Annotated in this window: 27 protein-coding genes; 7 read left to right on the forward strand and 20 right to left on the reverse strand. The window is 32.6% G+C overall.

Going from position 1 to position 24,892, the window contains the following annotated elements; translation table 11 throughout:
- Window positions 1–185: 185 nt before the first annotated feature.
- From ASE21_RS20530 to ASE21_RS20540, 3 genes are all read right to left on the reverse strand, one after another.
- Complete coding sequence (locus ASE21_RS20530) at window positions 186–2,489, reverse strand: type IA DNA topoisomerase (RefSeq protein WP_057124567.1); 2,304 nt, start codon at window positions 2,487–2,489, stop codon at window positions 186–188.
- A 214-nt stretch (window positions 2,490–2,703) separates the two neighbouring features.
- Window positions 2,704–4,152 carry a hypothetical protein gene (locus ASE21_RS20535; protein ID WP_057124568.1) on the reverse strand — a complete coding sequence of 483 codons (1,449 nt, stop codon included), beginning with the start codon at window positions 4,150–4,152 and terminating at the stop codon, window positions 2,704–2,706.
- A 236-nt stretch (window positions 4,153–4,388) separates the two neighbouring features.
- Window positions 4,389–4,919 (reverse strand): hypothetical protein, encoded by a 531-nt coding sequence (locus tag ASE21_RS20540; protein ID WP_057124569.1) that lies wholly within the window; start codon window positions 4,917–4,919, stop codon window positions 4,389–4,391.
- A 191-nt stretch (window positions 4,920–5,110) separates the two neighbouring features.
- On the opposite strand from ASE21_RS20540, the gene ASE21_RS20545 reads away from it, so the two are divergent.
- Window positions 5,111–5,902, forward strand: coding sequence for a DUF5995 family protein (locus ASE21_RS20545; RefSeq protein WP_057124570.1), 792 nt, complete (start codon window positions 5,111–5,113; stop codon window positions 5,900–5,902).
- 416 nt (window positions 5,903–6,318) lie between these two features.
- On the opposite strand, the gene ASE21_RS20550 is transcribed toward ASE21_RS20545, so the two are convergent.
- Window positions 6,319–6,555 (reverse strand): helix-turn-helix domain-containing protein, encoded by a 237-nt coding sequence (locus ASE21_RS20550; RefSeq protein ID WP_057124571.1) that lies wholly within the window; start codon window positions 6,553–6,555, stop codon window positions 6,319–6,321.
- Between the two features lie 109 nt (window positions 6,556–6,664).
- Here ASE21_RS20550 and ASE21_RS20555 point away from each other — a divergent pair, with 109 nt between their 5' ends.
- Entirely contained in the window at window positions 6,665–7,012 is a 348-nt protein-coding gene (locus ASE21_RS20555) for a hypothetical protein (protein WP_057124572.1), read from the forward strand.
- 181 nt (window positions 7,013–7,193) lie between these two features.
- Here the strand turns inward: ASE21_RS20555 and ASE21_RS20560 are convergent, their stop codons facing one another.
- The 5 genes from ASE21_RS20560 to ASE21_RS20580 all read right to left on the reverse strand — a co-directional run bounded on the left by ASE21_RS20560 (window position 7,194) and on the right by ASE21_RS20580 (window position 10,844).
- Window positions 7,194–7,532: a hypothetical protein gene (locus tag ASE21_RS20560; protein WP_057124573.1), complete on the reverse strand. Its 339-nt coding sequence runs from the start codon at window positions 7,530–7,532 to the stop codon at window positions 7,194–7,196.
- Between the two features lie 115 nt (window positions 7,533–7,647).
- Window positions 7,648–8,115: a hypothetical protein gene (locus tag ASE21_RS20565; protein WP_057124574.1), complete on the reverse strand. Its 468-nt coding sequence runs from the start codon at window positions 8,113–8,115 to the stop codon at window positions 7,648–7,650.
- 87 nt (window positions 8,116–8,202) lie between these two features.
- Window positions 8,203–9,096, reverse strand: a complete 894-nt coding sequence (locus ASE21_RS20570; RefSeq protein WP_057124575.1) for a ComEC/Rec2 family competence protein — start codon at window positions 9,094–9,096, stop codon at window positions 8,203–8,205.
- The gene (locus ASE21_RS20575) at window positions 9,096–9,785 is read right to left on the reverse strand and encodes a hypothetical protein (RefSeq protein WP_057124576.1); all 690 of its coding nucleotides are present in this window, start codon (window positions 9,783–9,785) and stop codon (window positions 9,096–9,098) included. The genes ASE21_RS20570 and ASE21_RS20575 overlap by 1 nt, the downstream gene beginning before the upstream one ends.
- Before the next feature lie 48 nt (window positions 9,786–9,833).
- Window positions 9,834–10,844, reverse strand: a complete 1,011-nt coding sequence (locus ASE21_RS20580; protein ID WP_057124577.1) for a ComEC/Rec2 family competence protein — start codon at window positions 10,842–10,844, stop codon at window positions 9,834–9,836.
- A 285-nt stretch (window positions 10,845–11,129) separates the two neighbouring features.
- On the opposite strand from ASE21_RS20580, the gene prfA reads away from it, so the two are divergent.
- Together prfA and ASE21_RS20590 are read left to right on the forward strand one after the other, a co-directional pair.
- The gene (gene prfA / locus ASE21_RS20585) at window positions 11,130–12,206 is read left to right on the forward strand and encodes a peptide chain release factor 1 (RefSeq protein ID WP_057124578.1); all 1,077 of its coding nucleotides are present in this window, start codon (window positions 11,130–11,132) and stop codon (window positions 12,204–12,206) included.
- A gap of 463 nt (window positions 12,207–12,669) precedes the next feature.
- Complete coding sequence (locus ASE21_RS20590) at window positions 12,670–14,001, forward strand: DUF5723 family protein (protein ID WP_057124649.1); 1,332 nt, start codon at window positions 12,670–12,672, stop codon at window positions 13,999–14,001.
- A 343-nt stretch (window positions 14,002–14,344) separates the two neighbouring features.
- On the opposite strand, the gene ASE21_RS20595 is transcribed toward ASE21_RS20590, so the two are convergent.
- The 11 genes from ASE21_RS20595 to ASE21_RS20640 all read right to left on the reverse strand — a co-directional run bounded on the left by ASE21_RS20595 (window position 14,345) and on the right by ASE21_RS20640 (window position 20,880).
- Window positions 14,345–14,740 (reverse strand): hypothetical protein, encoded by a 396-nt coding sequence (locus ASE21_RS20595; RefSeq protein ID WP_057124579.1) that lies wholly within the window; start codon window positions 14,738–14,740, stop codon window positions 14,345–14,347.
- Window positions 14,741–14,773: 33 nt separating this feature from the next.
- Complete coding sequence (locus ASE21_RS20600; protein ID WP_057124580.1) at window positions 14,774–15,127, reverse strand: hypothetical protein; 354 nt, start codon at window positions 15,125–15,127, stop codon at window positions 14,774–14,776.
- 36 nt (window positions 15,128–15,163) lie between these two features.
- Complete coding sequence (locus ASE21_RS20605) at window positions 15,164–15,448, reverse strand: YtxH domain-containing protein (RefSeq protein ID WP_057124581.1); 285 nt, start codon at window positions 15,446–15,448, stop codon at window positions 15,164–15,166.
- A 49-nt stretch (window positions 15,449–15,497) separates the two neighbouring features.
- Window positions 15,498–15,650 (reverse strand): lmo0937 family membrane protein, encoded by a 153-nt coding sequence (locus tag ASE21_RS21790; protein ID WP_128414735.1) that lies wholly within the window; start codon window positions 15,648–15,650, stop codon window positions 15,498–15,500.
- A gap of 33 nt (window positions 15,651–15,683) precedes the next feature.
- Entirely contained in the window at window positions 15,684–16,331 is a 648-nt protein-coding gene (locus ASE21_RS20610) for a porin family protein (protein ID WP_057124582.1), read from the reverse strand.
- A gap of 50 nt (window positions 16,332–16,381) precedes the next feature.
- Window positions 16,382–16,846, reverse strand: a complete 465-nt coding sequence (locus ASE21_RS20615; protein ID WP_242410315.1) for a DUF4142 domain-containing protein — start codon at window positions 16,844–16,846, stop codon at window positions 16,382–16,384.
- Between the two features lie 246 nt (window positions 16,847–17,092).
- On the reverse strand, window positions 17,093–18,877 hold the full coding sequence (locus tag ASE21_RS20620) for a CHASE3 domain-containing protein (RefSeq protein ID WP_057124584.1): 1,785 nt from the start codon (window positions 18,875–18,877) through the stop codon (window positions 17,093–17,095).
- Window positions 18,878–18,886: 9 nt separating this feature from the next.
- The gene (locus ASE21_RS20625) at window positions 18,887–19,336 is read right to left on the reverse strand and encodes a response regulator (RefSeq protein WP_057124585.1); all 450 of its coding nucleotides are present in this window, start codon (window positions 19,334–19,336) and stop codon (window positions 18,887–18,889) included.
- 21 nt (window positions 19,337–19,357) lie between these two features.
- Complete coding sequence (locus ASE21_RS20630) at window positions 19,358–19,909, reverse strand: helix-turn-helix domain-containing protein (protein ID WP_057124586.1); 552 nt, start codon at window positions 19,907–19,909, stop codon at window positions 19,358–19,360.
- 161 nt (window positions 19,910–20,070) lie between these two features.
- Entirely contained in the window at window positions 20,071–20,256 is a 186-nt protein-coding gene (locus tag ASE21_RS20635; RefSeq protein WP_012024385.1) for a CsbD family protein, read from the reverse strand.
- Window positions 20,257–20,403: 147 nt separating this feature from the next.
- The gene (locus ASE21_RS20640) at window positions 20,404–20,880 is read right to left on the reverse strand and encodes a Dps family protein (protein WP_057124587.1); all 477 of its coding nucleotides are present in this window, start codon (window positions 20,878–20,880) and stop codon (window positions 20,404–20,406) included.
- A 152-nt stretch (window positions 20,881–21,032) separates the two neighbouring features.
- Here ASE21_RS20640 and pyrF point away from each other — a divergent pair, with 152 nt between their 5' ends.
- The 3 genes from pyrF (at window position 21,033) to ASE21_RS20655 (ending at window position 24,802) form a co-directional block, all read left to right on the forward strand.
- Entirely contained in the window at window positions 21,033–21,851 is an 819-nt protein-coding gene (pyrF, locus tag ASE21_RS20645; protein WP_057124588.1) for an orotidine-5'-phosphate decarboxylase, read from the forward strand.
- A 98-nt stretch (window positions 21,852–21,949) separates the two neighbouring features.
- Window positions 21,950–22,750: an ABC transporter substrate-binding protein gene (locus ASE21_RS20650; RefSeq protein ID WP_057124589.1), complete on the forward strand. Its 801-nt coding sequence runs from the start codon at window positions 21,950–21,952 to the stop codon at window positions 22,748–22,750.
- Window positions 22,751–23,308: 558 nt separating this feature from the next.
- On the forward strand, window positions 23,309–24,802 hold the full coding sequence (locus ASE21_RS20655) for a catalase (protein ID WP_057124590.1): 1,494 nt from the start codon (window positions 23,309–23,311) through the stop codon (window positions 24,800–24,802).
- Window positions 24,803–24,892: the final 90 nt, after the last annotated feature.

Here is a 24,892-nt window from a genome sequence, read left to right on the forward strand (position 1 = left end):
AGATTAAAAAGATTAAAATGTTTTTTTCTCACGCAGATTTTGCAGATAGAGCAGATTTATCTTAGATTTTATTTAAAAAAAAAGAATAATTTTTAGAAAAAATCCAATTTAAAAATTAGTGAGATTAGTGCAATTCGTGGCAGAAAAAATCCTTTTAATCTTTTGAATCTGTGGCAAAAAAACCTTTAAACAGCAGCACTCAAAATCTCATAAACCAATTCCTTCGTTGGTTTTTGATCTTTAAGTTTGGTACGGACTTCATCAAAAGTGACTTTAAAATCACAGCCCGATTTATATTCTGCGCAGCCGTAAGCAGTTTTTCCTTTCAATATTGTTCCTTTTTTGCATTTAGGGCACAACAAAGAATCTGGTGTTTCTTGTTTTGTCTTTTTTGCCTCGGTTTTTTTAGGTTCTAATTTCAGTTTATAATTTTCTTCAAAACGAATTAAACCCTCGACTGTTCCTAATTCGGTTTTAAAACCTTTTATATTTACGGTTGATCCTTTTTGAAGTAATCTTAAATATTGACTTTCCGTAATTTTTTTATCAGAAAAAATATAAGGAAGTACAAAGTCACAACCCGATTTATATTCGCTGCATCCAAAAGCCGATTTTCCTTTTATAAGATTCCCTTTTTGACATTTCGGGCAAGTTTCTGCCGAAATTCCGTCAGCCTTCTTTTTCTCAGGCTTTGCAGTTGGTTTTTGAATCGTAGCAGCATGCGAAATATTAGCGTGTTTTGTTTCGCTTCTAACTTCTGTAACCAGTGCTTCAACCATGCGTTTCATGTTTTTAATGAAAGCGCCGGCCGTGTAAGTTCCTTTTTCAATGTCTTTCAGCTGTTTTTCCCAGGAACCGGTAAGTTCAGCCGACTTTATTAATTCATTCTGAATTGTATCAATTAACTGAATTCCAGTAATTGTTGGTAAAACCTGTTTTTTGTTTCGAACAATATACTGACGTTTAAAAAGCGTTTCGATGATATTTGCGCGTGTAGACGGACGCCCGATTCCGTTCTCTTTCATCAATTCGCGTAAATCTTCGTCATCGACTTGTTTTCCGGCGGTTTCCATGGCGCGCAGTAAAGTTGCCTCGGTAAAATGATTGGGCGGTTTAGTTTCTTTTTGAATAAAAGAAGGTTCATGCGGACCTTTTTCTCCCACAACAAATCCCGGAAGTAAATCCGGTTCTTTTTCTTTTGCATTTGGATCTTCAAAAACGATACGGAAACCTTTTTTGAGAATTTCTTTCCCAGTTGCTTTAAAAGTTACCTCTGCCGCTTTTCCTATTACGGTTGTATTGGCAACGAGGCAGTCATCATAAAATACAGCGATAAAACGTTTTACAATAATATCATAAACCTGCTGCTGGTTATAGGGAAGATTGATTTCGATTCCGGTTGGAATAATCGCATGGTGATCGGTTACCTTTTTATCGTTAAAAACCTTTGGCGATTTTTTTATTTTCTTTCCTAAAAGCGGTTCTGTCAAATGGCTGTAATTCGTTAATTTTTGCAGAATTCCCGGCACTTTCGGATAAATATCTCCCGGAAGAAAAGTCGTATCAACTCTGGGATAGGTTATCGCTTTCTGTTCGTATAAATTCTGTGCAATTTTAAGGGTTTCCTCTGCCGAAAATCCAAATTTTTGATTGCAGTAAACTTGCAGACCCGTTAAGTCGAAAAGCTTTGGGGCATATTCATTCCCGTTTTTTTTGTCAACAGAAACAATTTCAAAATCACTTTCTTTTACTTTTTCTGCCAGAATTTCTCCGTCTGCCTTATTTAGAAAACGGCCTTCTTCGTAACTAAAAAGTGTTTCTCTGTATAAAGTCTGCAATTCCCAATAGGGTTGGGGTTTAAAGTTTTCGATTTCTTTAAAACGGTCTACAACCATTGCCAAAGTTGGCGTCTGAACACGGCCAATAGACAAAACTTGTTTGTAACCTCCATGTTTTACAGTATACAAGCGTGTGGCATTCATCCCGAGAAGCCAGTCTCCAATTGCTCTTGAAAATCCGGCGTAGAATAAATTATCGTAATTCTCAGAAGGTTTTAAATTGTCAAAACCTTCTTTTATGGCTTCTGTAGTTAATGATGAAATCCAGAGTCGTTTTATTTCGCCTTTGTAATGCGCTTCATTCATAACCCAGCGCTGGATTAGCTCTCCTTCCTGTCCTGCATCCCCGCAGTTTATAACCAATTCGGCTTTGTCGAAAAGACTTTTGATGATTTTAAACTGCTTCTGGATTCCCGAATTCTGAACGACCTTGGTTTCGAATTTTTCAGGAAGCATGGGCAGATTGTTTAAATCCCAGCTTTTCCAGTGCGGTTTGTAATCGTTAGGTTCTTTTAAGGTGCATAAATGTCCAAAAGTGTAAGTCACCGCATAACCATTTCCTTCATAATATCCGTCGTGTTTGGTATTGGCGCCCAAAACGGATGCAATTTCGCGTGCTACACTTGGTTTCTCAGCAATACAGACCTTCATTTTTCTCTTTCTTATTCGTAAGCGAAATTAGGAATTTTTTCTAAAAAAGATGCTAAGGTTCTAAAATGCTAAGGTTCTAAGTTATTTTCTTGTGTGATGATTTAAAAGAAATTTAAGTAAATCTATGTAGAATAAAATATAAAAACCACAAACAGAAGCTTGTGGTTTTTTGTATTTATAATTTTCGCTTTGCTTTAAAAGTAAAACAGAACTGTTATTTTTTGGCTCTTAATTTTTGGCGTAAATTGAATTGTTTAACAATTTCTTTGACATGCTCGTCTTTGATTTGTTTTCTGTTTAACCCCTGAAGATTTTGTACATATCCTGTAAATACATGGCTGATATAAAGAGGCGAATTGGTTGAATTATTAGATGTATTGTGGCAGGAGAAACAATTAACAAGATTGCTGACTGAATTTCCATGTATTGATGACGGACTAAAACCTACCTGAACATACGTTTCCATAGTAATATTGTAGGCAGAAGTAGAGCCTCTGGTTAATTTTCCGGGTGCAGAATTGGAAAGATCATAACTCAAGGAGTCCAATAAAGCCGCTTGTGCCGGAGTACCATTGTATCCTGCGGTATTAATCCATAAGGAACCATTGTAAAAATAATTGTTCCAGATTCCTTTTAGCTGTGTCTTAACGCTTTGATTAATAGTTCGAATATTATTCAGGTTTTCAGAACCGTTTTGGCTGGTCTGCATAAAAAGCTGAACATTATGAGAACCTTTCATAGCTTTTTCTACAGGAACACCGTATTTGTAAACAGAAAATACATCAGTATAAATTCCATTTCCCGAAGTTATGTTAGTAACTGTTGCAGTGGTGTTTTTATTAAAAAAAGGATAATCTACTGTACTTGTTACGGGCGCATCTGTTGTTGGGGTAGCTTTTGACCAATCGTAAGCAGGTGCCAGATTTTCATGTTCAAAAGTAGCCCATACAAATTCGGGATGGTTTTCTACAACTCCCACTACGTGCATTCCCAAAAGTGCTACTTTGGTTTTTACTCCATTTATTACTCCCTGGGTAACAAAATATGAAGAAGCATCTTTAAGGGCGCTCGCATCAATCCATGAAGTTTTAAGTTCTAATGAGCCTACTGGAAAAGTTATGCCTTTTACTTTAGTAGAATCGCTTTTTGCTATTGGACCATATTTTAGCATTGTTCCATACATCAGTTTGTCCATAAATATAGAATAGTAAACCGTAGCAGATTTAGGAACACCGGATGAAAAATTAGGTGTTTTTAAAATATCAGTAGAACCACTTGCCTGAGCAGTATCTGTTAAAACAATACCATTGCCCGGGTCTAATTTCTGACCAGCGGCATTTACCTGAATCATATTGTTTATAAAGAAAGGTGTTCCGTTGGTTTCGTTAGTCAGCCAAAGAAATTTCTGCCATGACCATTGATGAAAGTCGCAGTTTGTAACTGTTTGATTGTTGGCAAAGACACTTGTTGGTCCTTCATTTGGTGGAGGAGTCTGGCGCGTGTTGTTTACGATCGTAAACCAATTGGCAGGAGCTAAACAATCTGAGCTTGCATTACTGTTGTTTGCGGTTGTATAATTATCTTTTTCTCCTTTTGCGTCCTTTTTACAGGCACCGAATGAGATTAGAATGATAAAAAACAATACCATTTTTGTAGTTTTCATAACATGAGGCTTAAGTTAATTTTTGAATTATTTCTTTTGAATACCTGAAAGTAGATAATTAAGAAAGTAACTATTAAAAAAATGTCATAAGTCCTCCATATTGAGTTATAAAGCCAATAAAAAGGTGTATTAATAAAGACTTAAAATTCTTTTTTTCTATTTCAGCATATAAACAAACAACCCGAAAAGAATCTCTCTTTCCGGGAAGTTTTTTGAATTAGTACGCACTTAATATTTTATAATGAATTTTCTAATTTCCATTTACCTTTTTTCATGATATTATAAATATTATAACTTTGATAAAGGTTTCCACTTGTATCTTTTATTGTAATGTATATTTTAAAATCAGAAGTTTGGAGTCCTGGATCAGAAAAGAAAGTATCCGGAACCGACATAAAATAACCCGTTGAACCCCAGCCAATAGCATAAGGAGCTCCAACACCATTTACTTTTGAGTACCACCAAACAATTGTGTCTAAATCAGGATTTGCTATAGTACCCGTATATGTCCAGGTAAATAAATTTGATCCGGATTGTAGGTAAGTTGGTCCAGTGCCGGTTACTGCTGATGTTACTATGGTATTAGTAAGGGCAGCTTTTGAGGTTGTACTGTTTTTTGATAGCGTTTCTTTTTTTACAGCGTTATTCATATTCCCTGACTCCGGATTCTCTTCAGAACAGCTTTGAAGCAAAAACATACCTGACATTGTAAAAGCGCAAAGGATTAATCTGCCAAAAGGGTTTTTCATTGGGGCAATTTTTTTCATAATTTTCCTGATTAAATTTGTTAATGTTGTAAATACTTGGGGATATAGATTTTAATAAATCTGTGCTAATATAATTGCTTTAAAAAGGATTATGTTACGGGAAACACGTAAATATTTTTTTACAAATTAATTTAACGAAACAGTAAAATAATTATATTCGTTCTTCTCAATTTAACCATAACCAATTCTAAATGAGTATGAAACAAGCCCAAACTATAAACGAAGTAATTCAGATACTGGATGAAATAATCCAAAAATCAAAAGTAGAGCAAAGCAATATCGGGTTATTTGCTACGCTGTATCGTGAAGTTACGGTAAGAGTCAAAGAAGGGATTCAGAATGGTTCTTTTCAAAATGGGGAACGAATGGAAAAACTCGATGTCATTTTTGCCAATCGGTATATCAAGGCGTATTATCAATATCAGGCCAAAGAAAAACCATCTGAATGCTGGGGATTTGCTTTTGAACAAGCGGAAGATTTCTGGCCGATAGTACTGCAGCATTTACTGCTCGGAATTAACGCACATATCAATCTGGATTTAGGAATTGCATCGGCAGAAGTGAGTACAATAGAAAATATTGAAGATTTAAAACATGATTTCGACAAAATAAACGCCATTCTCAGCAATTTGGTAGGCGGCGTCGAAAAATGCTTAATTAAAATTTGGCCAACACTTACGTGGATATTAAAAGCAACAGGCAAAATAGATAATTTCTTTATTGATTTTAGTATGGAAACTGCAAGGACCGGTGCCTGGAAATTTGCCACCGAATTTGTGGCGGTTCCGGAAAACGAAAGAGAAGCCTGCACTCAATTAAGAGACAGGAGAATAAAAGAAATCGCCCGACTGGTTTCGAATCCGGGATATTTTGTTAGTGTCGTTTTCAAATTCATTCGTTTATTCGAAAAAGGAACTATCACTCAAAAAATAATCGACATGCAGATCGCCGAAGAAAAGAATATGGAATGCCTTGTGGCTTGATTTGAAAGTTAAAACTAAAAATCCCTAAATAGTAAAGTGAGGTTTTTTTAAGGTTCAATTAGTGACTATTTTTCTATTTTCTTTTTTAGAAATTTTACTAGAATAAATAAAAGATATAAAATAAATAAAAGAATTATTAAGACAAGTACTTGCCAAAGCAATAATCCAATTTCGAAATTATTAAAAGTTTGTTCCATTTTTTTATTTAAAGATAATTTTTCCCAGCGATTATTTTTGCCGTTAGTATTATTTTGCCTCTGTACCTGATTCGATTTTTGTTGATTCTGAATATCGAAGCCTGTATCGTTAGTGCTGTTACATTTTTAAAATCTGCTAAGCTTTCGTTCAGTGAACAAAGTTTTGAAATTGATTTTAATTGTTTTCATGAGCGTGAGGCTCGCACAAGCAACGAGGATTTACAAATTCTTGATTAATTCGCTTGGATGAATTTTTAAGGCTTGCGCAATTTTGAACAAAGTTCCAATTTTCATTTCTTGTGAGCCTTTAATATATTTTCTTAAATTTTCTACATCTAATTCGGCATCATGAGCAACTTCTCTTGACTTTAATTGATTGGCATCAATCACATCTTTTATCTTGATTCCCAACTGTTTTACAACTTCTGGAATTTCAGTTTTTCTTTCTCTTTTCATAGAAATGAAATTACAAGTAATAGATTGTTTAGATATGATTGTTAAAAATCGATTGTTTTCAACCGAAAAATTATATATTTGTTTCAATTGTAAATTAAATCTTATATATATGAAAAATCAAAATGACGATAGAATCGCAGAAATTTTACAATTAATGAATAAAGGAAAGTATTTCACCAAACTAAAATTAGAGCATAAAGAAGACAAATCATTTACGATACCGCTAAAAGTATCTTCATACAACGAATTAAATTTAATCGTTTCAGATTTACTTAAAGCAAGTATAGTTTTGATGAATAAGGAAGCACGCAGTTTTGCTGTTTTTCATAAAGACACAGATATTAATGTATTGACTTTACTTGAAATTGCATTGCAGCTTTTGCCGGAAGACGAAATGGTTTTGGTGGATGATTTGCATAAACTGCATTTTCAGCCTGATGTGTTAGGGGAGAAGTAAGAAGTTTTTTCTCTTTTTTATAATTAGAAATGCGCAGAAGTTTGACACTTTTACGCATTTTTTATTTCCACATTAAGATAAAATCAAGTAGATTAAATATAATTATTTTGAGCCAATTCTTCTCTTTTGGTTTAGTTTTCATTCTGTATTTTTTTTCACAATTTAGTGTTCATTTTAAAAACTAAAGTATCTTTTTTTCCTGATTCAAATATTGTGCACTTTTGGAATCATAATAACTTTCATTAATTTCCAAAGTATTATACCCTTCTTTAGTGAAGGTAATTTGTGGATTACCTTCACATTTGGCAATTCCGCAGCCATAACCTAATATAATACTAAAATATCCGTTTACACTTGAAATATCTTCTTTATCTCCTTGCTCTGAAGTCATTTTAACAGTAACATCTTTTAAGCGTTCTCCACTTATAGCATCAATTACAACTCCATCTGTTCCTGTTTCGGCATCGCAGGAAACTAAAAAAAGAGGGATAATAACTAAGATTTTAATATTGAATTTCATTTAGGATGTTTTGTTAGTTTCTAAAGTTGTCGCTGACTGTCTGGGCGAATTTACAATATATCCACAAAGATTAGCTTTTTTTATTTTTGATGTTGGGTTATTGTTGCGGTTATTACTATAGCATTGAATCAAAATCTTTTAATATTGCTCTCATTAATTTTTCTCCATTTTCACCTAATTCAGAGTTACTTAATCCTAGATCTTTTCTCATCTGTTTTAAAACTTCCGTAAGCATCTTAATATGTTCAGCAGTCTGATTTGGATCATTGCTATCAAATATATAGATGTATTGCATATAATCGCTAAAAGAATTAACTACACTTGGAGGGGCGAAAAGTATATTTTTTTTATAAAAATCATAAAGCCTATTGATGTCAAATGATTTTTGTTTCTTCTCATTCCTCCCAGCAAAAATATCTATTATAATGTTTACAAAATCTTGGTAGGCTTGTCTTCTTTCTTTTGCATTTTCATTAAATAATTCACTTTTTTTATCTAAGTATCGTTTTAAAAGAAAACCAACTCCGCCACCCGCTAAAGGAAGTGAAATTGTTATTAAAACTTCGATTGCTTTCTCATTCATAGTTTTAAAATTTATGTTATAGAAATCTAATAATAGATTTAATTAAACATTTATAGATTAGATTAGAAAGGCTTTAATATATTAATACTAATTTTTAGTTTTTATTGATAGAAAAGGCTTAATGTAATAATCTTTGCCAAATTCAACGAATATTTCTCCGTCCGTTCTAGTTGTAAGACAGTTTCTTATTTCGCTAGAACCATTATTATAAGTGACTTTCAATCCACTTGATTTTTGAGAATATCTTGATGTCGCACTTGTGTCGCAAAATCTACCATCTGAAATAATTGTTAATTTTGGATTTACAAGATTCACAAAATCATTATTATATCCAGATTCTCTACCGTGATGTGGTGCCAATAATATATCAGCATTTTTAATTGCTGTTTTAAATAATTCATTTTGCAAAAGTTCTTCAAAAGAACATTTTTCATTATCCCCAGGAATAACTACTTTGATATCTTCAAACTGTATTACAGTAATTATACTATGATTATTAAAATTATTTTTGTTACAATTAGTAGGATGAAATGTTTTTATTGATAAGCCACCGTAATTAGATGCGATTCTTGGATTACTTGTATTTGTATCACTAATAGGAGTGTTATATCGATCAGTAATTTCGCAATATTTTTCAAATATGGGCTTATCTCTATTTCTTATAGTTCTTGTAGCTTTTTCTTCTTGCATTACCTCTTCATTTGTTATATGGTCTGGTCTTAGTAAAGCTTTAGGTGAAAGACTGTCAAAATTTAGAATATCTTCAATATGATCAAAATGTGGATGCGTAATGATAACATAATCTAATTGATTAATATCCATATGTTCTTTAAGGTACATTAAAGGACTGAATCCATTATTATTATCATCAAAAGATCCAATTCCTAGATCAATAACAATATGTTTTCCGTTGGGTGATTTGATGTAAGTTGCATGACCAGCTTGTACATCCCAAAAAATCATTTTTACAGTTTGATTCATTATTTTTCGCTTAAAAATTGTTCATAAAGTGTTTTTGCATAATAATTTCCAAATTTCTTTATAATGAACTTGGAAAAAATTACTGGAAACGTATAAATAGCTACTAATATCACTGAGGTAATTTTAAGTGTATTGTCTTTTGTTATATATGAATAAATTAAAATCACAATACTTATTATTAATGCGATTAAAGAACCTCCTATCAAATTTCTAATAAATCCATATTCTATATTATGTCTAAACAAGAAAGTATTTCCTCGTAATAAATTCCGAATCTGAGATACTGCAAAGACTATTTGTTTCTTTGATTCTTCTATTTCTGAACTCTCTTCAGTTTCATTTTTTAATTTAATTTGAAACTTTTCATTTATTTTTTTTCTTATTTTGGATTTTGTGTTTTTATCTATTTTTGAATCTTGCCACAGTAACATTTTTGTGGTTGGCATTTCTATTTCTTCTTTAAAATATATTCTTTGAAATAGTTCTTTTGACACAATCCTATTTATTTGAATACTGAGAAATATTACTGCTGCTGAAATTCCAAAACCAGCTAATGATGGAAGTATTGTATAAATTTGATTTAATGATGAATATAGTTCTTTATTTAATACATAATTTATAAAAATTATTATTGGAATCGCTGTCAAAATAGTTGGGAACAATCTTGCTCTAACAAAATACTGATTCATAGGTTGTAATTTAGATATATTAAAAATAAAAGTCTAGAGATATAATTTTTAGCTTATTTTAAAGATGAAATATGCATCTAAACTTTTAGTTAAAACTGGATCACTCCAATTGCGATTACTTCGAAAATCTCTAGCAAATTCATAATTTTTAACGTAAAAATAAATTTTATCTTTAATATCCATTATTATATAACCAGCCTGATTATTTGTTATTCTTATTGCAGGGTAACTGTCGTATGCAAGATGTTTTGAACTGGCATTTCCAAATAAAGTTACTCTTGGTTTAAGAGTTTTTAAAAAATCATAATTTCTTCCAGAATCTCTGCCATGATGGGGAGCAAATAATATGTCTATGTTTGATACTTCTCTTTCGAAAGTTTTTAGAATATAGTCCCAAGTTTTATCTTCACTATCTCCAGCAAATAATATTTTCCAATTCCCGCCTCCTGGTTTAGGCGGAGTATACAAAAGTACATATGAAGAATCATTCCAATTTTCTTTATCGTTGCAATGTTTAATTAAATCAGGAGTTGGTGAAAGTATTTGAATGTGGTCCTGATTATAATAATCATTAACATCTGTTGAATAGTATGTTAATCTTTTTGGTGATTCATATTTTGTATCACGAATTTTTTTATAAAATTTCCAATCATCCATATTATACCCCCCGGAATTAACTTTGTTAGATATTTCCTTGGTATTACAAGTATCCCAGATATTTTGAATTGAAAACTCTTCATAAAAATCTTTAATTCCATCTAAGTGATCCATATCTGGGTGAGTAATAATAAACCTGAATATTGAATTTATATTAAACTTTTTGAGGTATTGAATAGGGTTGTCCGGAACTTTTTTCTGTTTGTAATCTTTTTTGTCATTTGGTACTTGAGTTCTCAAATACATATCTTTTCGAATTTGTGAATTACGGACTTTTATTTCTTCAGCTGTGTCATAATCATTATAAGCATTACTTACATCAATTACAGAAATTCTGCCGCTATCATGTTCGATAATGTTACAATCGCCTTCGAGAACATTTAAAAAGTGAATTTTTGACATATTTAATAGTTTTTGTTTACATGTAATAAATTATCTCAAATATAAAATACTAATATTCAATGGTTTTATGGAAAACCGTAAAACTTGAAAATAAGAATGAATATTCTCGCTGGATAAAAATCTATTCCAATTTGATAATTCAAACATCGCATTTAATTTAAATTTATCACTAAGTAAAAACACCTGATTTGTTAAAAGAAAAATCCTAAAAATTCCTAAAAAATCAACACTAGAATTTTCCACAAAAATTTTGTAATTTTGCAGTCCAATTAAAGGAAAAAGAAAATGTTAGATAGACTTCAATATGTAAAGCAGCGTTTTGATGAGATTTCGGATTTGATTATTCAGCCGGATGTTATTGCTGATCAAAAACGTTATGTGCAGCTTAACCAGGAATATAAAAGCATAAAAGCACTGGTTGAAAAGAGAGAAGAATATATTATAGTTTTGGCAAATATTGATGAGGCTAACGAAATCATTGCAGACGGAAGCGATGCTGAAATGGTGGAAATGGCCAAAATGCAGCTTGATGAAGCAAAAGAGCGTCTGCCTGAACTTGAGGAGGAAATCAAATTTATGCTGATCCCTAAAGATCCTGAAGATGCTAAAAATGTAATGGTCGAAATTCGCGCCGGAACGGGTGGGGACGAAGCCAGTATTTTTGCCGGTGACTTGTTTAGAATGTATACCAAATACTGCGAAAGCATGGGCTGGAGAACTTCGGTTGTCGATATGAACGAAGGAACTTCGGGAGGTTTCAAAGAGGTTATTTTTGAAGTTTCGGGAGAAGATGTTTACGGAACTTTGAAATTTGAAGCTGGTGTTCACCGCGTGCAGCGTGTTCCGCAGACTGAAACGCAGGGTCGTGTGCATACATCTGCAGCAACTGTTATGGTTTTACCGGAAGCAGAAGAGTTTGATGTACAGATCGATATGAACGATGTTCGTGTAGATTTTTTCTGTTCATCAGGACCTGGAGGACAATCTGTTAATACTACGAAATCGGCAGTACGTTTAACGCACATTCCAACCGGATTAGTAGCGCAGTGTCAGGATCAGAAATCGCAGCATAAAAATAAAGATAAAGCTTTAATCGTATTACGTTCTCGTTTATACGAAATGGAATTGGCCAAGAAACAAGAGGAAGACGCAACAAAACGTAGTTCTCAGGTAAGTTCCGGTGACCGTTCGGCTAAAATCCGTACGTATAACTATGCGCAAGGTCGTGTAACAGATCACAGAGTTGGTTTGACACTTTATGATTTAGGAAACATCATGAATGGTGATATCCAGAAAATCGTTGCCGAATTACAGCTGGTTAACAATATGGAAAAACTGAAGGAAGCGTCGGAAGTTTATTAAGGTTTTGAGGTACTAAGATGCTAAGGTTCTGAGTTTTTTTTAGATTTTGAACTTTAATTAAAATATATAAGCCGAACGTAAGTTCGGCTTTTTTTTGCAAAAACCTCAGAACCTTAGTGTCTCATAACCTCAGTCCCTTTTTAAAAAACTCCGTTTTTTCTTAAACTTTCAAAATGAAAATTGTAGAAAAATGATGCACAATATTATGTCCGTATTATCTTGTAATCTTCCAAATTTTCTTGAATAAATAAATACAAATACTACAGACTTTCTCTGTGAAGTAAGATTTATATATCTTTTTTGTAAAACTAAGAACCTTAGTATCTTAGTGTCTCACAACCTTCAAAAAAAACTTAACCTGCAGTTAAAGCGGGTTAAGTTTTTTTTTGAAATTATTTGTTTAATATTTGTGCATCTTTCATCAAAAAAAGGAAATAAACTAACCAACCAATTAACTAATTTTATGAAGAGAACTTTACATTTACTTTGCTTCTTTGGGAGCTTTTTTTATGCGCAATCGCAGTCGTATTTTGGCTTTCGAGATGATAATTATGCCGGAATCCAGAGCGTATTATTTAATCCGTCTTCGATTGTCGATTCTAAATACAGAGCAGATATTACCATTTCATCTGTAAGTGCCACCGGACAAAACGATTTGTACAGCGTTAATTTTGCCCAAATATTTGACGGCGGTTATGATCTGGATGCTGATGCCAGGAAAAATTTTAAAAGCAATAACAGAGGGAATTTTAATTTAGACATTCTTGGGCCTTCATTTATGATGAATATCAATCCCCAAAATAGTATCGGTCTTTTTACCCGCGTGCGAAGCATAACAAATGTAGTAGATGTTAACGGACAGCTTATTGATGAGGTAAATAAAGATATTGATGCCTCAAATAGTTTTTTAATATCTGGCGGAAATCCAAATGGTGTTACGAATTCTTGGGCAGAAATTGGCGCCAGTTACGGAACTGTATTATTAGACCGCGATGAACATTTTTTAAAAGGCGGAATCACAATAAAATATTTAATGGCGGGAGTAAACGGATATATTAACGGAAATAACCTGAGTGTTGCCTTTACTAAGAATAATGCCAATCCGGCTCTAAGCCAGTATTCTTCTACAGGAACATTAAGAACTTTGGCAAGTTACGATTATGAAAATAATCAGGATCCGGAATTTGATATGACTTCTGCCGGAATTGGTTTAGATTTAGGCTTTACATATGAATACCGCACTAATTGTCATACTTGTATCGGGAACAGATATAAACTCAAAGCAGCCGTTTCTGTTACGGATATTGGAAAACTTAATTATAAAAATGCTGTCGAGAATACGTATGATTTAACTGGAAGTGTTACTCAGGATGACATTGATAATTCAGATGATATTTTTAATTTCTTTGATACATATTATACTAAAACAGCATCCAGAAAAGGAGTAAAGGCTAATTTGCCAACGGCTTTGCATACCAGCTTTGACTGGAACATTGACAATAAATTTTATCTGAATTTAAGCAGTGATTTTGGTTTGGTTGATTCTAAAAAAATCAATGCAGCTGCAATTGCTAATTCGATAGCATTTACGCCCAGATATGAAACCAGACAATTTAGTTTTTATCTTCCGGTAACCTGGATGGAGTATAGCGGAACACAAATAGGAACAGGTTTTAGAGCCGGGCCATTATTTATTGGTTCAGGTTCGCTTATTTCTAATCTGTTTTCCAATAATTCAAAAGGTGCCAATGTGTATGTTGGCCTGAAATTACCAATTTATCAGAATTATAATTAAGATGCTAAGTTTCTGAGTGGCTGAGGTTCTAAGTTTTTCTCTGAATTTGTTTTTAATGAAAAAGAGACTCTTTCACTTTGTGAAAGAGTCTCTTTTTTGGTTTGAGAGAACTTATTGCTTAGAGCCTTAGCATCTTAGAACCTTAGTTCCTCAGAACCTTAAAAATATAGTGAAGTATTAACCTTTTAACCGTTTGTAATAGCAAAAACGTATAGCGGGTTAGATACCGAAAAATACTCTAGTGTATTCAAAACATTTATATAGATTAGAGTACATGTATACACCATTTTTTAATACTATGTGGCTTAACTTTTCCATAATGTTTAAAATTTCAGTTTAACAATTACTCTTGTGATGATCCGTAATATGATGATTCTTCTTCTTCTTCATCTTCGTGAGAAGTATCATTTGAAGGTTCGCCTGGTTTTGATACCAGATTAGTTACAATAAGCTGAACGACTGATCCTAAAATACCTTTAAACATCGAATCGCTTTTTCCAACTATAAATCTTTTGGCAAGATATCCAATTCCAATGCTTATTGCAGACTGTGCGATGTGACTTTTAAAACCAACTGTTTCGTTAATTTCCTCGACAGTATTTCGAATAAGGTTAAGAGGTTTTAAATTCTCTTTAATATCGTCAATATGATCTTTAATCGCGCACCATTCTGTATCCTGGCGTTCTTCTAATAGTTTAATTCTCTGATTTAATTCATCAATAGTGTAAATAGGCTCCATAATAGTCTTTTTATATTAATTATTAAATCAGGATTATTTTTCTTTTAAAATACTCGATACAATCGAATTTCCAATTGGGGTTTTAATCAGTTTGTGATGCGTTTTGTGCAGTATAATAGCCACAATTAAGTAAAAAAGTGCCATGATAAAAAATCCAAAATAATATTCCCCCAGTTCTTTACCAATCCATAAGCTTAAACCAACATTCAGGAATAAGGTAAAAAATGCAACAACAACGCCGACTGCTATCTTAGAAGCTAATGATGAAACACCATCAGCGACAGAACAAACTGTTTTAAGTTTTAATAATTCTAAACTTGTTTTAGTATAATTTTCTGCTTTTTCATAAAGATTTAAATTCTCGTTTGTTGTTGCATTTGGTTCCATGATATTGGTATTTATGGTTTGAAAAATCACTTATATTTAGTAGTTCGATTTTACAGTTTTAGCTTCGTCTTTTACTGTATTGAAATCATCTTTTACCTGATTGAATTTGTTTTTTCCTTCTTCGATGATGTCTTTACCGTTTGAAGTGATTGTACTTACAATACCATCAAATTTTGTTTTTAAATTATCACTGTAATCTTTCGATTTATCTTTGATTTTTTTTCTTGTGTTTGAACCTTTATCTGGTGCGAATAATACTCCTAATAATGCTCCTGCCGCTGCCGCTGCAGCGATTCCTAAAACTGTGCTAGTTGCTTTCATAATATTGATTTTTAATAGATTAATATATTTATTTAATGTTGATTAAATTTTAAACCTCTCGTCCTTTGATAAGTCTTAGTAAAATCGCAATAATGGCAATTACTAATAAAATGTGTATAATACTTCCGAAACTGTACACAAAGAACCCAAGGGCCCACAGTATAATTAGTATTACTGCTACTGTGTATAATAAATTTGACATGGTTTTTTATTTTAGGGGTTAGTACTCAATTGTTTAATTTAACTTATACGAAAGGTATAATGTCAAATTGCTGTTTTTAGCATCTGGAAATGTATACGTTGTTCCGGCTACAGTTCTTTCTTTTCCAACTGTTGTAAGACCGTAGTTGTAACGTAAACCTATGCTTACCGGACTAAAATCTACTCCGACACCGGCAGAAATACCTGCATCAAATTTGTTTAAATCGTCAGTATCAATTTCCTGCTCAAAATTAATATCTCCGTCTCCTGTTACTTTAGAATCTACCAGGTAAGATGCATATCCACCGGCATGAACGTTAAAGTTTTTAGTAATATTTACTCTCACTAAAAGTGGAACTTCGATATAGTTTAATCTGAATTTTGCATTTCCTGTCGCTAAAGCATTGTTGTAATCTAATTCAGCACCTTTTGTAGTAAATAAAATCTCTGGCTGAATGGCTACAAAGTCTGAAATAGGAAGAGTAGCATAAACACCGGCATTAAATCCGTATAAAATATTGTTATCATCTACATCTTCACCACTTCCGTATAAATTCGACATGTTGAATCCTCCTTTTACACCAAACTCTGTGGTAACATTATTGTCCTGAGCGTGCAGCATTCCAAATGAAGCTGAAATAAAAAGGGTTAAGGCGCATAAAAAATTTGTTTGCATTTTCATAATTAAAATAATTTAGTTAGTAATCCGGGCTTTTAAATAATCGTTTTTTTTTAATTTTTTTCTGTAATAATACTTTCTGTTTCTCTTAAGAGATTAAATTGTTCAGGCAAATACTTCAATACTAATTTTAAAATTATTTTATCGTTAGTTTCTTTAGAAACGCTTTCTAATAACTTAATCTGCTGTTTCAGGCATTCTTTCATAGAATTTAAATAAACTCTGTTGAAATCTGCAGAATTTGCGGTAATCAGATCGTAAGTATCTCTTCTGTGTGCTGCATTTATTTCAGATATTATAATGAGCTTTTTATTCGCTAATTCTGTAATTTCCTGCAGCAGTCGATTTTGATGTCTTTGGATTTTTTTACCTAAAATCACTATCGAATTGTCTGAACTTTTTTCTTGTGCAATTTGACTTTTTGAAATAATCTTTTTTCCAATATTGGCCGTTTCAACAAAAAAGAAGGCAACTGTTTCTTCTTCTTCATTTTTTGTAAAAGTTTCGTTTTTCTTCAATGTGTTTTCTATCGAATTATTTTTTTTGCATGATGAAACAAAAATTATAATCAATAAAATAAGAACCTTGAAAATCGTTGCTTTCACTACTGGAAATTCTTTCATTATTACTTCATAAAGTATTACATTACAAAGATGCTAACGAATACAACGTTTTGCTTTACAGCATAAAAAAGAAACGTTATATAATTCCCATAAAGAATTTATATAACGTTTAAGATGTAGTGTTTTAGGGTGTTAACAGAGTTAGTCCGGTAAGAATATGGTAAAAACAGAACCTTTATTTATTTCACTGTCGGCCATAATATAGCCTTTATGGTTGTCTACGATTTTCTTACAAATTGCCAGACCAATTCCGGTACCCGGATAATCTGTTTTTGAATGAAGGCGCTGAAATAAAATAAAGATCGTTTCTTTAAACTGAGGATCAAATCCCATTCCGTTATCCGTAAAAGTTATTCGGTGGTATTTCTTTATATTCTGATCTAAAATTCCGGCATAATCCTGAGAATCGATTTTTGTACTTTCAATTGTTATAGAAGGTATAGTATTAGGTTTGCTGTATTTTAAAGAATTTCCGATCAGGTTAATGAAAAGCTGTTCAATCTGATAAGGAATAACAGAAAGCTTTGGAAGTTTATTAGCAACAATTACGGCACTTTTTTCTTCGATAATTTCTGTTAATTCAGATTCTGCATTTTGAAGCAATTCGTCTAAATTCGTTTTTATAAATTCTTTTTTTGTGGTATTGGTTCTTGAAAACAGCAGCAAATCGTCAATAAGCACACGCATTCTTTTTGCCGAAGCTTCAATTTTTGCAATATAATCTTTGGCACTTTGCGACATAACCTCTTTGTCGGCATCTGAAACCCTCGAAATAAAAGTCTGGATTTTTCTCAGTGGTTCCTGTAAATCATGACTGGCAACGTGGTTAAAAGAAGCCAGTTCTTTATTGCTTTTTTCAAGTTCTTTGTTGCGTTCCTGTAATTCAATGTTTAGTAAATGCTCATCGGTAATATCAAAATTAATTCCGAGTAAAATTTTACTTCCCTGCTGGTCGGTCAATAATTTTCCGGTAGATTTAAAATATCGCACTTCATGGCTCGGAAGCAGTACCTTATAATAAACAAAAGGAAGTTGTTTGTTGTTTATAATTCCTTCAATAGAATTTGAAACATTTTCTTTATCATCAGGATGTACAAAATCAAGGAAAGTTTCTTTTACCGGAACAAATGCGCCGGGTTCGTAACCCAGTAAACGATATTGATTGTCTGAATAGTCAATTTTATTGGCGTCTAAATCCCATTGCCAGGTACTGAATTTACCAATAGTTTCCGACTCAGAAATTAATCCGTTTGAAATTAAAAGTCTTTTATTGAAAACTTTTAAACGCTGGAAATCTTTGCTGATTTGTCTAAAAGCTAAAAGGATAAAAAATAAAGCAGTTAAAAATAAGGAGATAGAAAAAAGCGGACTTAATGAAATTTCGTCGTCGTAAATTTTAAGCCTGTTTTTTAGATAAGTTTTCTCTATGTCATTCATTTCGTCTACTTTAAAACGAATGTTTTCCATCAGGATTCGTCCCCCGAACATATGATTATCGAGTCTTCGTTTATCATATGTTTTGGGATCACTGTATTTTAAACAATTTTCAAACGAAACAAAACGCTGAATAATAAGCTTAAATAACTTTCTAAGATTTTCCTGCTGAACAGGATTATCAAAAGTTAGTTTTTTTAATGCAATAAATGAAGTGTTTACCTTATCGCGGGAGTAAATATATGGAGTTAAAAAACGGGCATTTCTGGTAATGATATAACCTCTCTGCCCGGTTTCGGCATCCTTAATTGCTGACATTAATCTTTCCAGCTGAATGTTTATTTCGTAGGTATGCATAACCAGTTTACTTGATTCGTTCAAGTCCTGGTTATGTTTATACGCAATAGAAGAAAGAAATAACAGAATGAAAACTGCGATTACAAAAATAACTCTCAAAGAGTTTGAAGAATTAAAATTTGGTATCCATTTCATTGGTAGACTTTATTTTAGTCGCAGCAAGAAATTATCACGATTTAACCCAGAGGTATGATAGTGCCAGTTTACGGTCACGACTTCATTAATTATTTTTTTAAGCGTGTTAAAATCGCTTGGTTTTTTAATATAAATATTGGCACCCTGAATAAAGGTGTCTTCAATATCTTCTTCTGAAGAAGATGTAGAGTAAATCGCAATAATTATATTTTTAAGATGGTCTGTTTTTTTAATCTCAATCAAACATTCTTTACCGGTTTTCTTTGGCATGTTCAAATCCAGAAACAGGATATCGGGAAGTTTGTTATCAGAATCCATTAAGTAATCCATTAACTGCATTCCGTCATGAACAAATTCTACATTCGTTTGTATTTTGATTTCTTCAAATGCATCTTTAAAAAAAAGACGATCATCTTCATCATCGTCCGCCAGTAAAATATTTAATGCGTTTTTCTGCATTTTAGTGTGGTATTTGGGTTTTTATTTTAAATTTTCTCTACGTTTCTTGATTATTCTCTGAAATGCTGACGGAGTAATTCCTGTTGTGTTTTTAAACTGCGTACTCAAATGCGCAACACTCGAGTAATTTAGTAAAAAAGCAATTTCTGTCAAACTCATTTCGTTAATAATGATCAATTGTTTTGCTCTTTCAATTTTTTGTAAAATAATGAAGTTTTCGATAGACGAATAAGTTACTTCAGAAAAAACATTGGATAAATAACCATAACTATGGTTAAGCTTTTCTGCCAAAAATACGGAACTTTTATAATTATTACTGTCTTCCATAAAGACAAGTTCAATTATCGCATCCTTGATTTTTTGAACTAAAACACTTTTTTGATTTTCAACTACTTCAAAACCATGCGGACTTAGATTGTTTTTTAAAGATTCGAGTGCATCAGCATCAAGATTGTCATCAATCTCAATCTCTCCAAATCCTAAACTGGTAAAATTAATATTATTTTGTTCCAGGTTTTGTTTTAGATAAAGAGAACAGATAGTATTAATGTCGAACTTTATAAATAGCTTCATTTTTGAAAAAAATTTGGTTAAAGATAATTAAATTATTTGTGGTTACAGCGTTTAATCTTTTTAAAAAATAGATAAACACTGATAAAAATGAATGAAACCTCAAAAAAATACCGTCTAATACTTTAATTACTAGACGGTATTTCCTGATTGAGTCCTAAAGTTTACAAATCTGACAGTATTTGATGAAATTCTTCTTTAGTTTTACCTAATTTTTGCTGTAGTCTTCCGTACATTTCATCTTCTTTACCTTCAGCAAACATTAAATCATCATCTGTCAGTTCAGCATATTTTTGCTTAAGTTTACCTTTCAACTCATTCCAGTTTCCTTTTATTTCTGTAGTATTCATAATCGTGTTTATTTGTAATTTATAATGTAAAATTGCAATTTCCCGTTCGGTTTTTGTTACACGAATTTTCAGGATCGTTGCATAATTTTCATTAGGATATTTTAATCTATGTTGAAATTTAACCTAAATAATCAGTATCTAAGTTTTTTACGCCTGATAACGGCGCAGGACCCAGGCCATTTTTTCATGTTCCTGAAGCAGTCCTGTCACAAAATCTGCAGAACCTGCGTCATTGGTTTCATTTTCAAAAACCGGAATATAATCTCTAAACTCCGTTACCAGCTGTTCGTGGTTTTCTAAAAGTTCTTCCAGCATATGTTTTTGCGAAGCATATTCTTTTGGAGATTCTTTTAAAGTCGAATTTTCGATAAATTCTTTCATTGTACCGATTGTTTTTTCGCCAAGCTGACTGATTCTTTCAGCAACTTCGTCAATCTGCGCTTCCAGAATTCTATACTGTTCTTCAAACAATTTATGAAGTTCCATAAAACTGTTTCCTGAAATATTCCAGTGAAACTTTCTGGTTTTTACATAAAGAGTCATTTCGTTAGACAGGATAGTGGCTAAAATAGTAGAGCTTTTTTTTAAGTTAGCACTTGATATTCCGATGTGTGGCGTTGTCATAGTTGTCTGATTAGGGTTTGTTCAAAAATAAAAAGAGAGTTCGTTTTTAATTTTACACAATTTTTTAAAGATGTTATATGAATCCAATGTGAAGCTCAAATTCGCAAACCAATAATATTATTTGTAATTTTGCCGCACTAGTAAAAAACAATATGACGACACAACAACTACACGAACAAATTCTTCAAAAAAAATCATTTTTATGCGTTGGGTTAGATCCAGATTTAACTAAAATCCCGCCTCATTTATTAGACACAGAAGATCCTATTTTTGAGTTTAATAAAGCCATAATCGATGCAACACACCATTTAACGGTAGGCTACAAACCTAATACTGCCTTTTTTGAAGCTTATGGAATAAAAGGTTGGATGTCTCTGCAAAAAACAATCAATTATATCAACGAAAAACATCCTGAAATTTTCACTATTGCCGATGCAAAACGCGGCGATATTGGCAATACGTCAAGCATGTATGCAAAAGCTTTTTTCGAAGATTTGAATTTTGACAGCGTAACCGTTGCACCTTATATGGGTAAAGATTCGGTTGAGCCATTTTTAGCTTTTGAAAACAAACATACGATAATGCTGGCCTTAACATCTAATGAAGGCGCTTTTGATTTTCAGACTTTAAATACAAACGGAAAAGAATTATACAAACAGGTTTTAGAAACTTCTAAGACATGGAAAAACAGTCATAATTTAATGTATGTAGTTGGTGCTACAAAAGCTGAATATTTTACCGATATCAGAAAAATAGTTCCGGACAGCTTTTTATTAGTTCCCGGAATTGGTGCTCAGGGCGGAAGTTTATCTGAAGTTTGCAAGTACGGAATGAATGATAAAATTGGCTTATTGGTAAATTCTGCAAGAGCAATTATTTATGCATCAAAAGGAACTGATTTTGCAGAAAAAGCAAGAGAAGAAGCTTTGAAAGTACAGCAGGAAATGGCTTCTATTATAGCTAATAAATAAAGTTTTGAGTGGCAGTTTTCAGTCTCAGTACTAATTACTAAAAATTGTGACTGCTACTCAAAACTGAAAAACTGCCACTGAAAACCGAAAACTGAAAAATGAAACAACTAACAGATCAAATAGGGAAAGTTCATTTGTTTGAGACAGCTCCAAAACGAATTATTTCGCTGGTTCCTTCTCAAACCGAATTGCTTTATGATTTAGGTTTAGAAGAAAAGATCATCGGAATAACAAAGTTTTGTGTACATCCGTATCATTTTAAATCAACGAAAAAAATTGTTGGGGGAACAAAGAAAATTCACTTAGAAAAAATAAAGCTCCTTCAGCCGGATATTATCATTTGCAATAAAGAAGAAAACACAGAAGAAATTGTCAATCAATTACAGGAAATCTGCCCTGTTTGGGTCACGAACATTGTATCTGTTGAAGATAATTTTCAAATGATCACAGACTTTGGGCAATTATTTAACTGCAGGACCGAAGCGCAAAAGTGGAATGATAAAATAAATTTTGCCCTGAGCGATTTCAAAAAATATATTCAGGATATTGAAGTTAGGAAAGCAGCCTATTTTATTTGGAAAAACCCTTATATGGCTGTTGGAAAAGACACTTATATAAATGAATTACTAAAGCTCAATCATTTTAAAAATATATACGAAGACAAAGGCCGTTATCCTGAAATCGAATTAAAAAAAATGCGTTTGGAAGGCGATCCTGATGTTGTTTTTCTTTCTTCAGAACCTTATCCTTTTAAAGAAGAAGATGCTTTTGAAATTGGAAGATTTACACATCACGCCAAAACTGTTTTTGTAGACGGTGAAATGTTCTCCTGGCATGGCAGCCGTTTGTTAAAAGCTTTTACTTATTTTAAAGTACTGCACGAACGCTTAAAAGTTTAAAAATTAATTTTAAAATCCCAATTCCCGAATTGGGATTTTTTATTAGAATTTAAGTTTAAATCATTTAGAATTTAATCAAAAAAAATGCCGGCATCTCGAAGACGCCGGCACTATTTAACTAACCAAAACCAAAATAATAAATAACCAGTTTATTACATTACAAAGATCCGACATATATTCATCTTATGGTGTTAAGGTCTTGTTATTACTTTGTTGGATATAAGTTAATGTCCGGATTTTAGAATTATCTATGTAGTTCTGAGATATAAAAAAAGAATGCCGGCATCTCGAAGACGCCGGCATCATTTAACTAACCAAAACCAAAATAATAAATAACCAGTTTATTACGTTACAAATGTCCGACATATATCAATCTTTTGCTGTTAAGGTTTTGTTATTACTTTGTTGACCATAAGTTAAGATTTCTAAAATCGCTGTTTTGAGGTTTCTGCAATATAAAATAATTTTTGACTATTAAAAAATAATAACAATCAATTTTGTTTATGAATATCCTAACCATAAGTTTGTATATTTGATAAAACATTAAAAATCAGCAATATGGAATCAAACAAAAAATTAACAACTGCAACGGGAACTCCCGTTCCTGACAATCAAAATATCCAAACGGCCGGACCTCACGGACCCGTTTTATTACAGGATTTTTGGTTTTTAGAAAAAATGGCACATTTTGATCGTGAAGTAATTCCGGAACGCCGTATGCATGCAAAAGGATCCGGTGCTTACGGTACATTTACTGTAACTCATGATATTACAAAATATACAAGAGCCGACATATTTTCGGAAATTGGTAAAAAAACAGAAATGTTTGCCCGTTTTTCTACTGTTGCAGGAGAAAGAGGTGCTGCTGATGCCGAAAGAGATATTCGTGGTTTTGCTTTAAAATTTTATACTAATGAAGGAAACTGGGATTTAGTTGGAAATAATACGCCGGTTTTCTTTTTTAGAGATCCAATGAAATTTCCGGATTTAAATCATGCCGTAAAACGTGATCCAAAAACCAATTTAAGAAGTGCTGACAACAATTGGGATTTCTGGACTTTATTACCCGAAGCCTTACATCAGGTTACAATTGTAATGAGCGACAGAGGAATTCCAAGTTCGTACAGACACATGCACGGATTTGGCAGCCACACTTTTAGTTTTATCAACAGACAAAATGAAAGACATTATGTGAAATTTCATTTTGTAACGCAGCAGGGAATCGATAATCTTTCAGATGAAGAAGCTGCCAGATTAGTAGGAGGAGACAGAGAAAGCCATCAGCGTGATTTATTTGATGCAATTGAAGAAGGAAATTTTCCAAAATGGAAAATGTTTGTTCAGATCATGACAGAAGAACAGGCTGAGAATTATCGTTTTCATCCTTTTGATTTGACTAAGGTTTGGTTAAAAAGTGATTTTCCATTGATTCCGGTTGGAGAATTTGAATTAAATAAAAATCCTGAAAACTATTTTGCAGAGGTAGAGCAGGCAGCTTTTAATCCGGCACATGTTGTTCCGGGAATTAGTTTTTCTCCGGATAAAATGCTCCAAGCACGTTTATTCTCTTATGGCGATGCCCACAGATATCGTTTAGGAGTTAATAATTTTCAGATTCCGGTAAATTCTGCAAGATGCCCTTATAATACTTTTCATAGAGACGGCGCAATGCGTGTTGACGGAAATAACGGTTCTAAGAAACATTACGAGCCAAATAGTTTTGGTGAAATGCAGGAGCAGCCAGAATTTAAAGAACCACCATTGAAACTTCATGGAGATGCGTGGGCACACAATTTTAGAGAAGATGATAATGATTATTTTACTCAGCCTGGATTATTGTTCCGCTTACTGACTGACGATAAAAAACAATTATTATTTAAGAATACTGCTGCCCAGGTTGGCGGTGCGCAAAAGTTTATCCAGATTCGCCACATCAGAAATTGTTTTAAAGCAGATCCGGCATACGGAGAAGGAGTGGCAAACGCTTTAGGCTTAACAATGGAAGAAGTGAATACTTTTGACGATCCAAGATTGTCGATTGTGGTTCGTTAAATTTTTTAAGGTTCTTAGGGGCTAAGAGACTAAGGTACTAAGGTTTTCTTATTACGTTAATTAAAAAGTAAACCCGACAGATTTAAAAAA

This window comes from Flavobacterium sp. Root901 (assembly GCF_001429765.1).
In the GTDB taxonomy this organism is placed as follows: Bacteria; Bacteroidota; Bacteroidia; order Flavobacteriales; family Flavobacteriaceae; genus Flavobacterium.

Excerpts from the sequence above, each read along its gene's own strand:
- ASE21_RS21790 (WP_128414735.1), bottom strand. The coding sequence starts at position 15,650 with ATGTCAAATTTATTATACACAGTAGCAGTAATACTAATTATACTGTGG.
- ASE21_RS20540 (WP_057124569.1), bottom strand. The coding sequence starts at position 4,919 with ATGAAAAAAATTGCCCCAATGAAAAACCCTTTTGGCAGATTAATCCTT.
- ASE21_RS20625 (WP_057124585.1), bottom strand. The coding sequence starts at position 19,336 with ATGCAGAAAAACGCATTAAATATTTTACTGGCGGACGATGATGAAGAT.
- ASE21_RS20535 (WP_057124568.1), bottom strand. The coding sequence starts at position 4,152 with ATGAAAACTACAAAAATGGTATTGTTTTTTATCATTCTAATCTCATTC.
- ASE21_RS20565 (WP_057124574.1), bottom strand. The coding sequence starts at position 8,115 with ATGAATGAGAAAGCAATCGAAGTTTTAATAACAATTTCACTTCCTTTA.
- ASE21_RS20590 (WP_057124649.1), top strand. The coding sequence starts at position 12,670 with ATGAAGAGAACTTTACATTTACTTTGCTTCTTTGGGAGCTTTTTTTAT.
- ASE21_RS20600 (WP_057124580.1), bottom strand. The coding sequence starts at position 15,127 with ATGGAACCAAATGCAACAACAAACGAGAATTTAAATCTTTATGAAAAA.
- ASE21_RS20640 (WP_057124587.1), bottom strand. The coding sequence starts at position 20,880 with ATGACAACGCCACACATCGGAATATCAAGTGCTAACTTAAAAAAAAGC.
- ASE21_RS20555 (WP_057124572.1), top strand. The coding sequence starts at position 6,665 with ATGAAAAATCAAAATGACGATAGAATCGCAGAAATTTTACAATTAATG.
- ASE21_RS20575 (WP_057124576.1), bottom strand. The coding sequence starts at position 9,785 with ATGAATCAGTATTTTGTTAGAGCAAGATTGTTCCCAACTATTTTGACA.
- ASE21_RS20580 (WP_057124577.1), bottom strand. The coding sequence starts at position 10,844 with ATGTCAAAAATTCACTTTTTAAATGTTCTCGAAGGCGATTGTAACATT.
- ASE21_RS20595 (WP_057124579.1), bottom strand. The coding sequence starts at position 14,740 with ATGGAGCCTATTTACACTATTGATGAATTAAATCAGAGAATTAAACTA.
- pyrF (WP_057124588.1), top strand. The coding sequence starts at position 21,033 with ATGACGACACAACAACTACACGAACAAATTCTTCAAAAAAAATCATTT.
- ASE21_RS20605 (WP_057124581.1), bottom strand. The coding sequence starts at position 15,448 with ATGAAAGCAACTAGCACAGTTTTAGGAATCGCTGCAGCGGCAGCGGCA.
- ASE21_RS20635 (WP_012024385.1), bottom strand. The coding sequence starts at position 20,256 with ATGAATACTACAGAAATAAAAGGAAACTGGAATGAGTTGAAAGGTAAA.
- ASE21_RS20560 (WP_057124573.1), bottom strand. The coding sequence starts at position 7,532 with ATGAAATTCAATATTAAAATCTTAGTTATTATCCCTCTTTTTTTAGTT.
- ASE21_RS20630 (WP_057124586.1), bottom strand. The coding sequence starts at position 19,909 with ATGAAGCTATTTATAAAGTTCGACATTAATACTATCTGTTCTCTTTAT.
- ASE21_RS20650 (WP_057124589.1), top strand. The coding sequence starts at position 21,950 with ATGAAACAACTAACAGATCAAATAGGGAAAGTTCATTTGTTTGAGACA.
- prfA (WP_057124578.1), top strand. The coding sequence starts at position 11,130 with ATGTTAGATAGACTTCAATATGTAAAGCAGCGTTTTGATGAGATTTCG.
- ASE21_RS20530 (WP_057124567.1), bottom strand. The coding sequence starts at position 2,489 with ATGAAGGTCTGTATTGCTGAGAAACCAAGTGTAGCACGCGAAATTGCA.
- ASE21_RS20610 (WP_057124582.1), bottom strand. The coding sequence starts at position 16,331 with ATGAAAATGCAAACAAATTTTTTATGCGCCTTAACCCTTTTTATTTCA.
- ASE21_RS20550 (WP_057124571.1), bottom strand. The coding sequence starts at position 6,555 with ATGAAAAGAGAAAGAAAAACTGAAATTCCAGAAGTTGTAAAACAGTTG.
- ASE21_RS20655 (WP_057124590.1), top strand. The coding sequence starts at position 23,309 with ATGGAATCAAACAAAAAATTAACAACTGCAACGGGAACTCCCGTTCCT.
- ASE21_RS20570 (WP_057124575.1), bottom strand. The coding sequence starts at position 9,096 with ATGAATCAAACTGTAAAAATGATTTTTTGGGATGTACAAGCTGGTCAT.
- ASE21_RS20620 (WP_057124584.1), bottom strand. The coding sequence starts at position 18,877 with ATGAAATGGATACCAAATTTTAATTCTTCAAACTCTTTGAGAGTTATT.
- ASE21_RS20545 (WP_057124570.1), top strand. The coding sequence starts at position 5,111 with ATGAGTATGAAACAAGCCCAAACTATAAACGAAGTAATTCAGATACTG.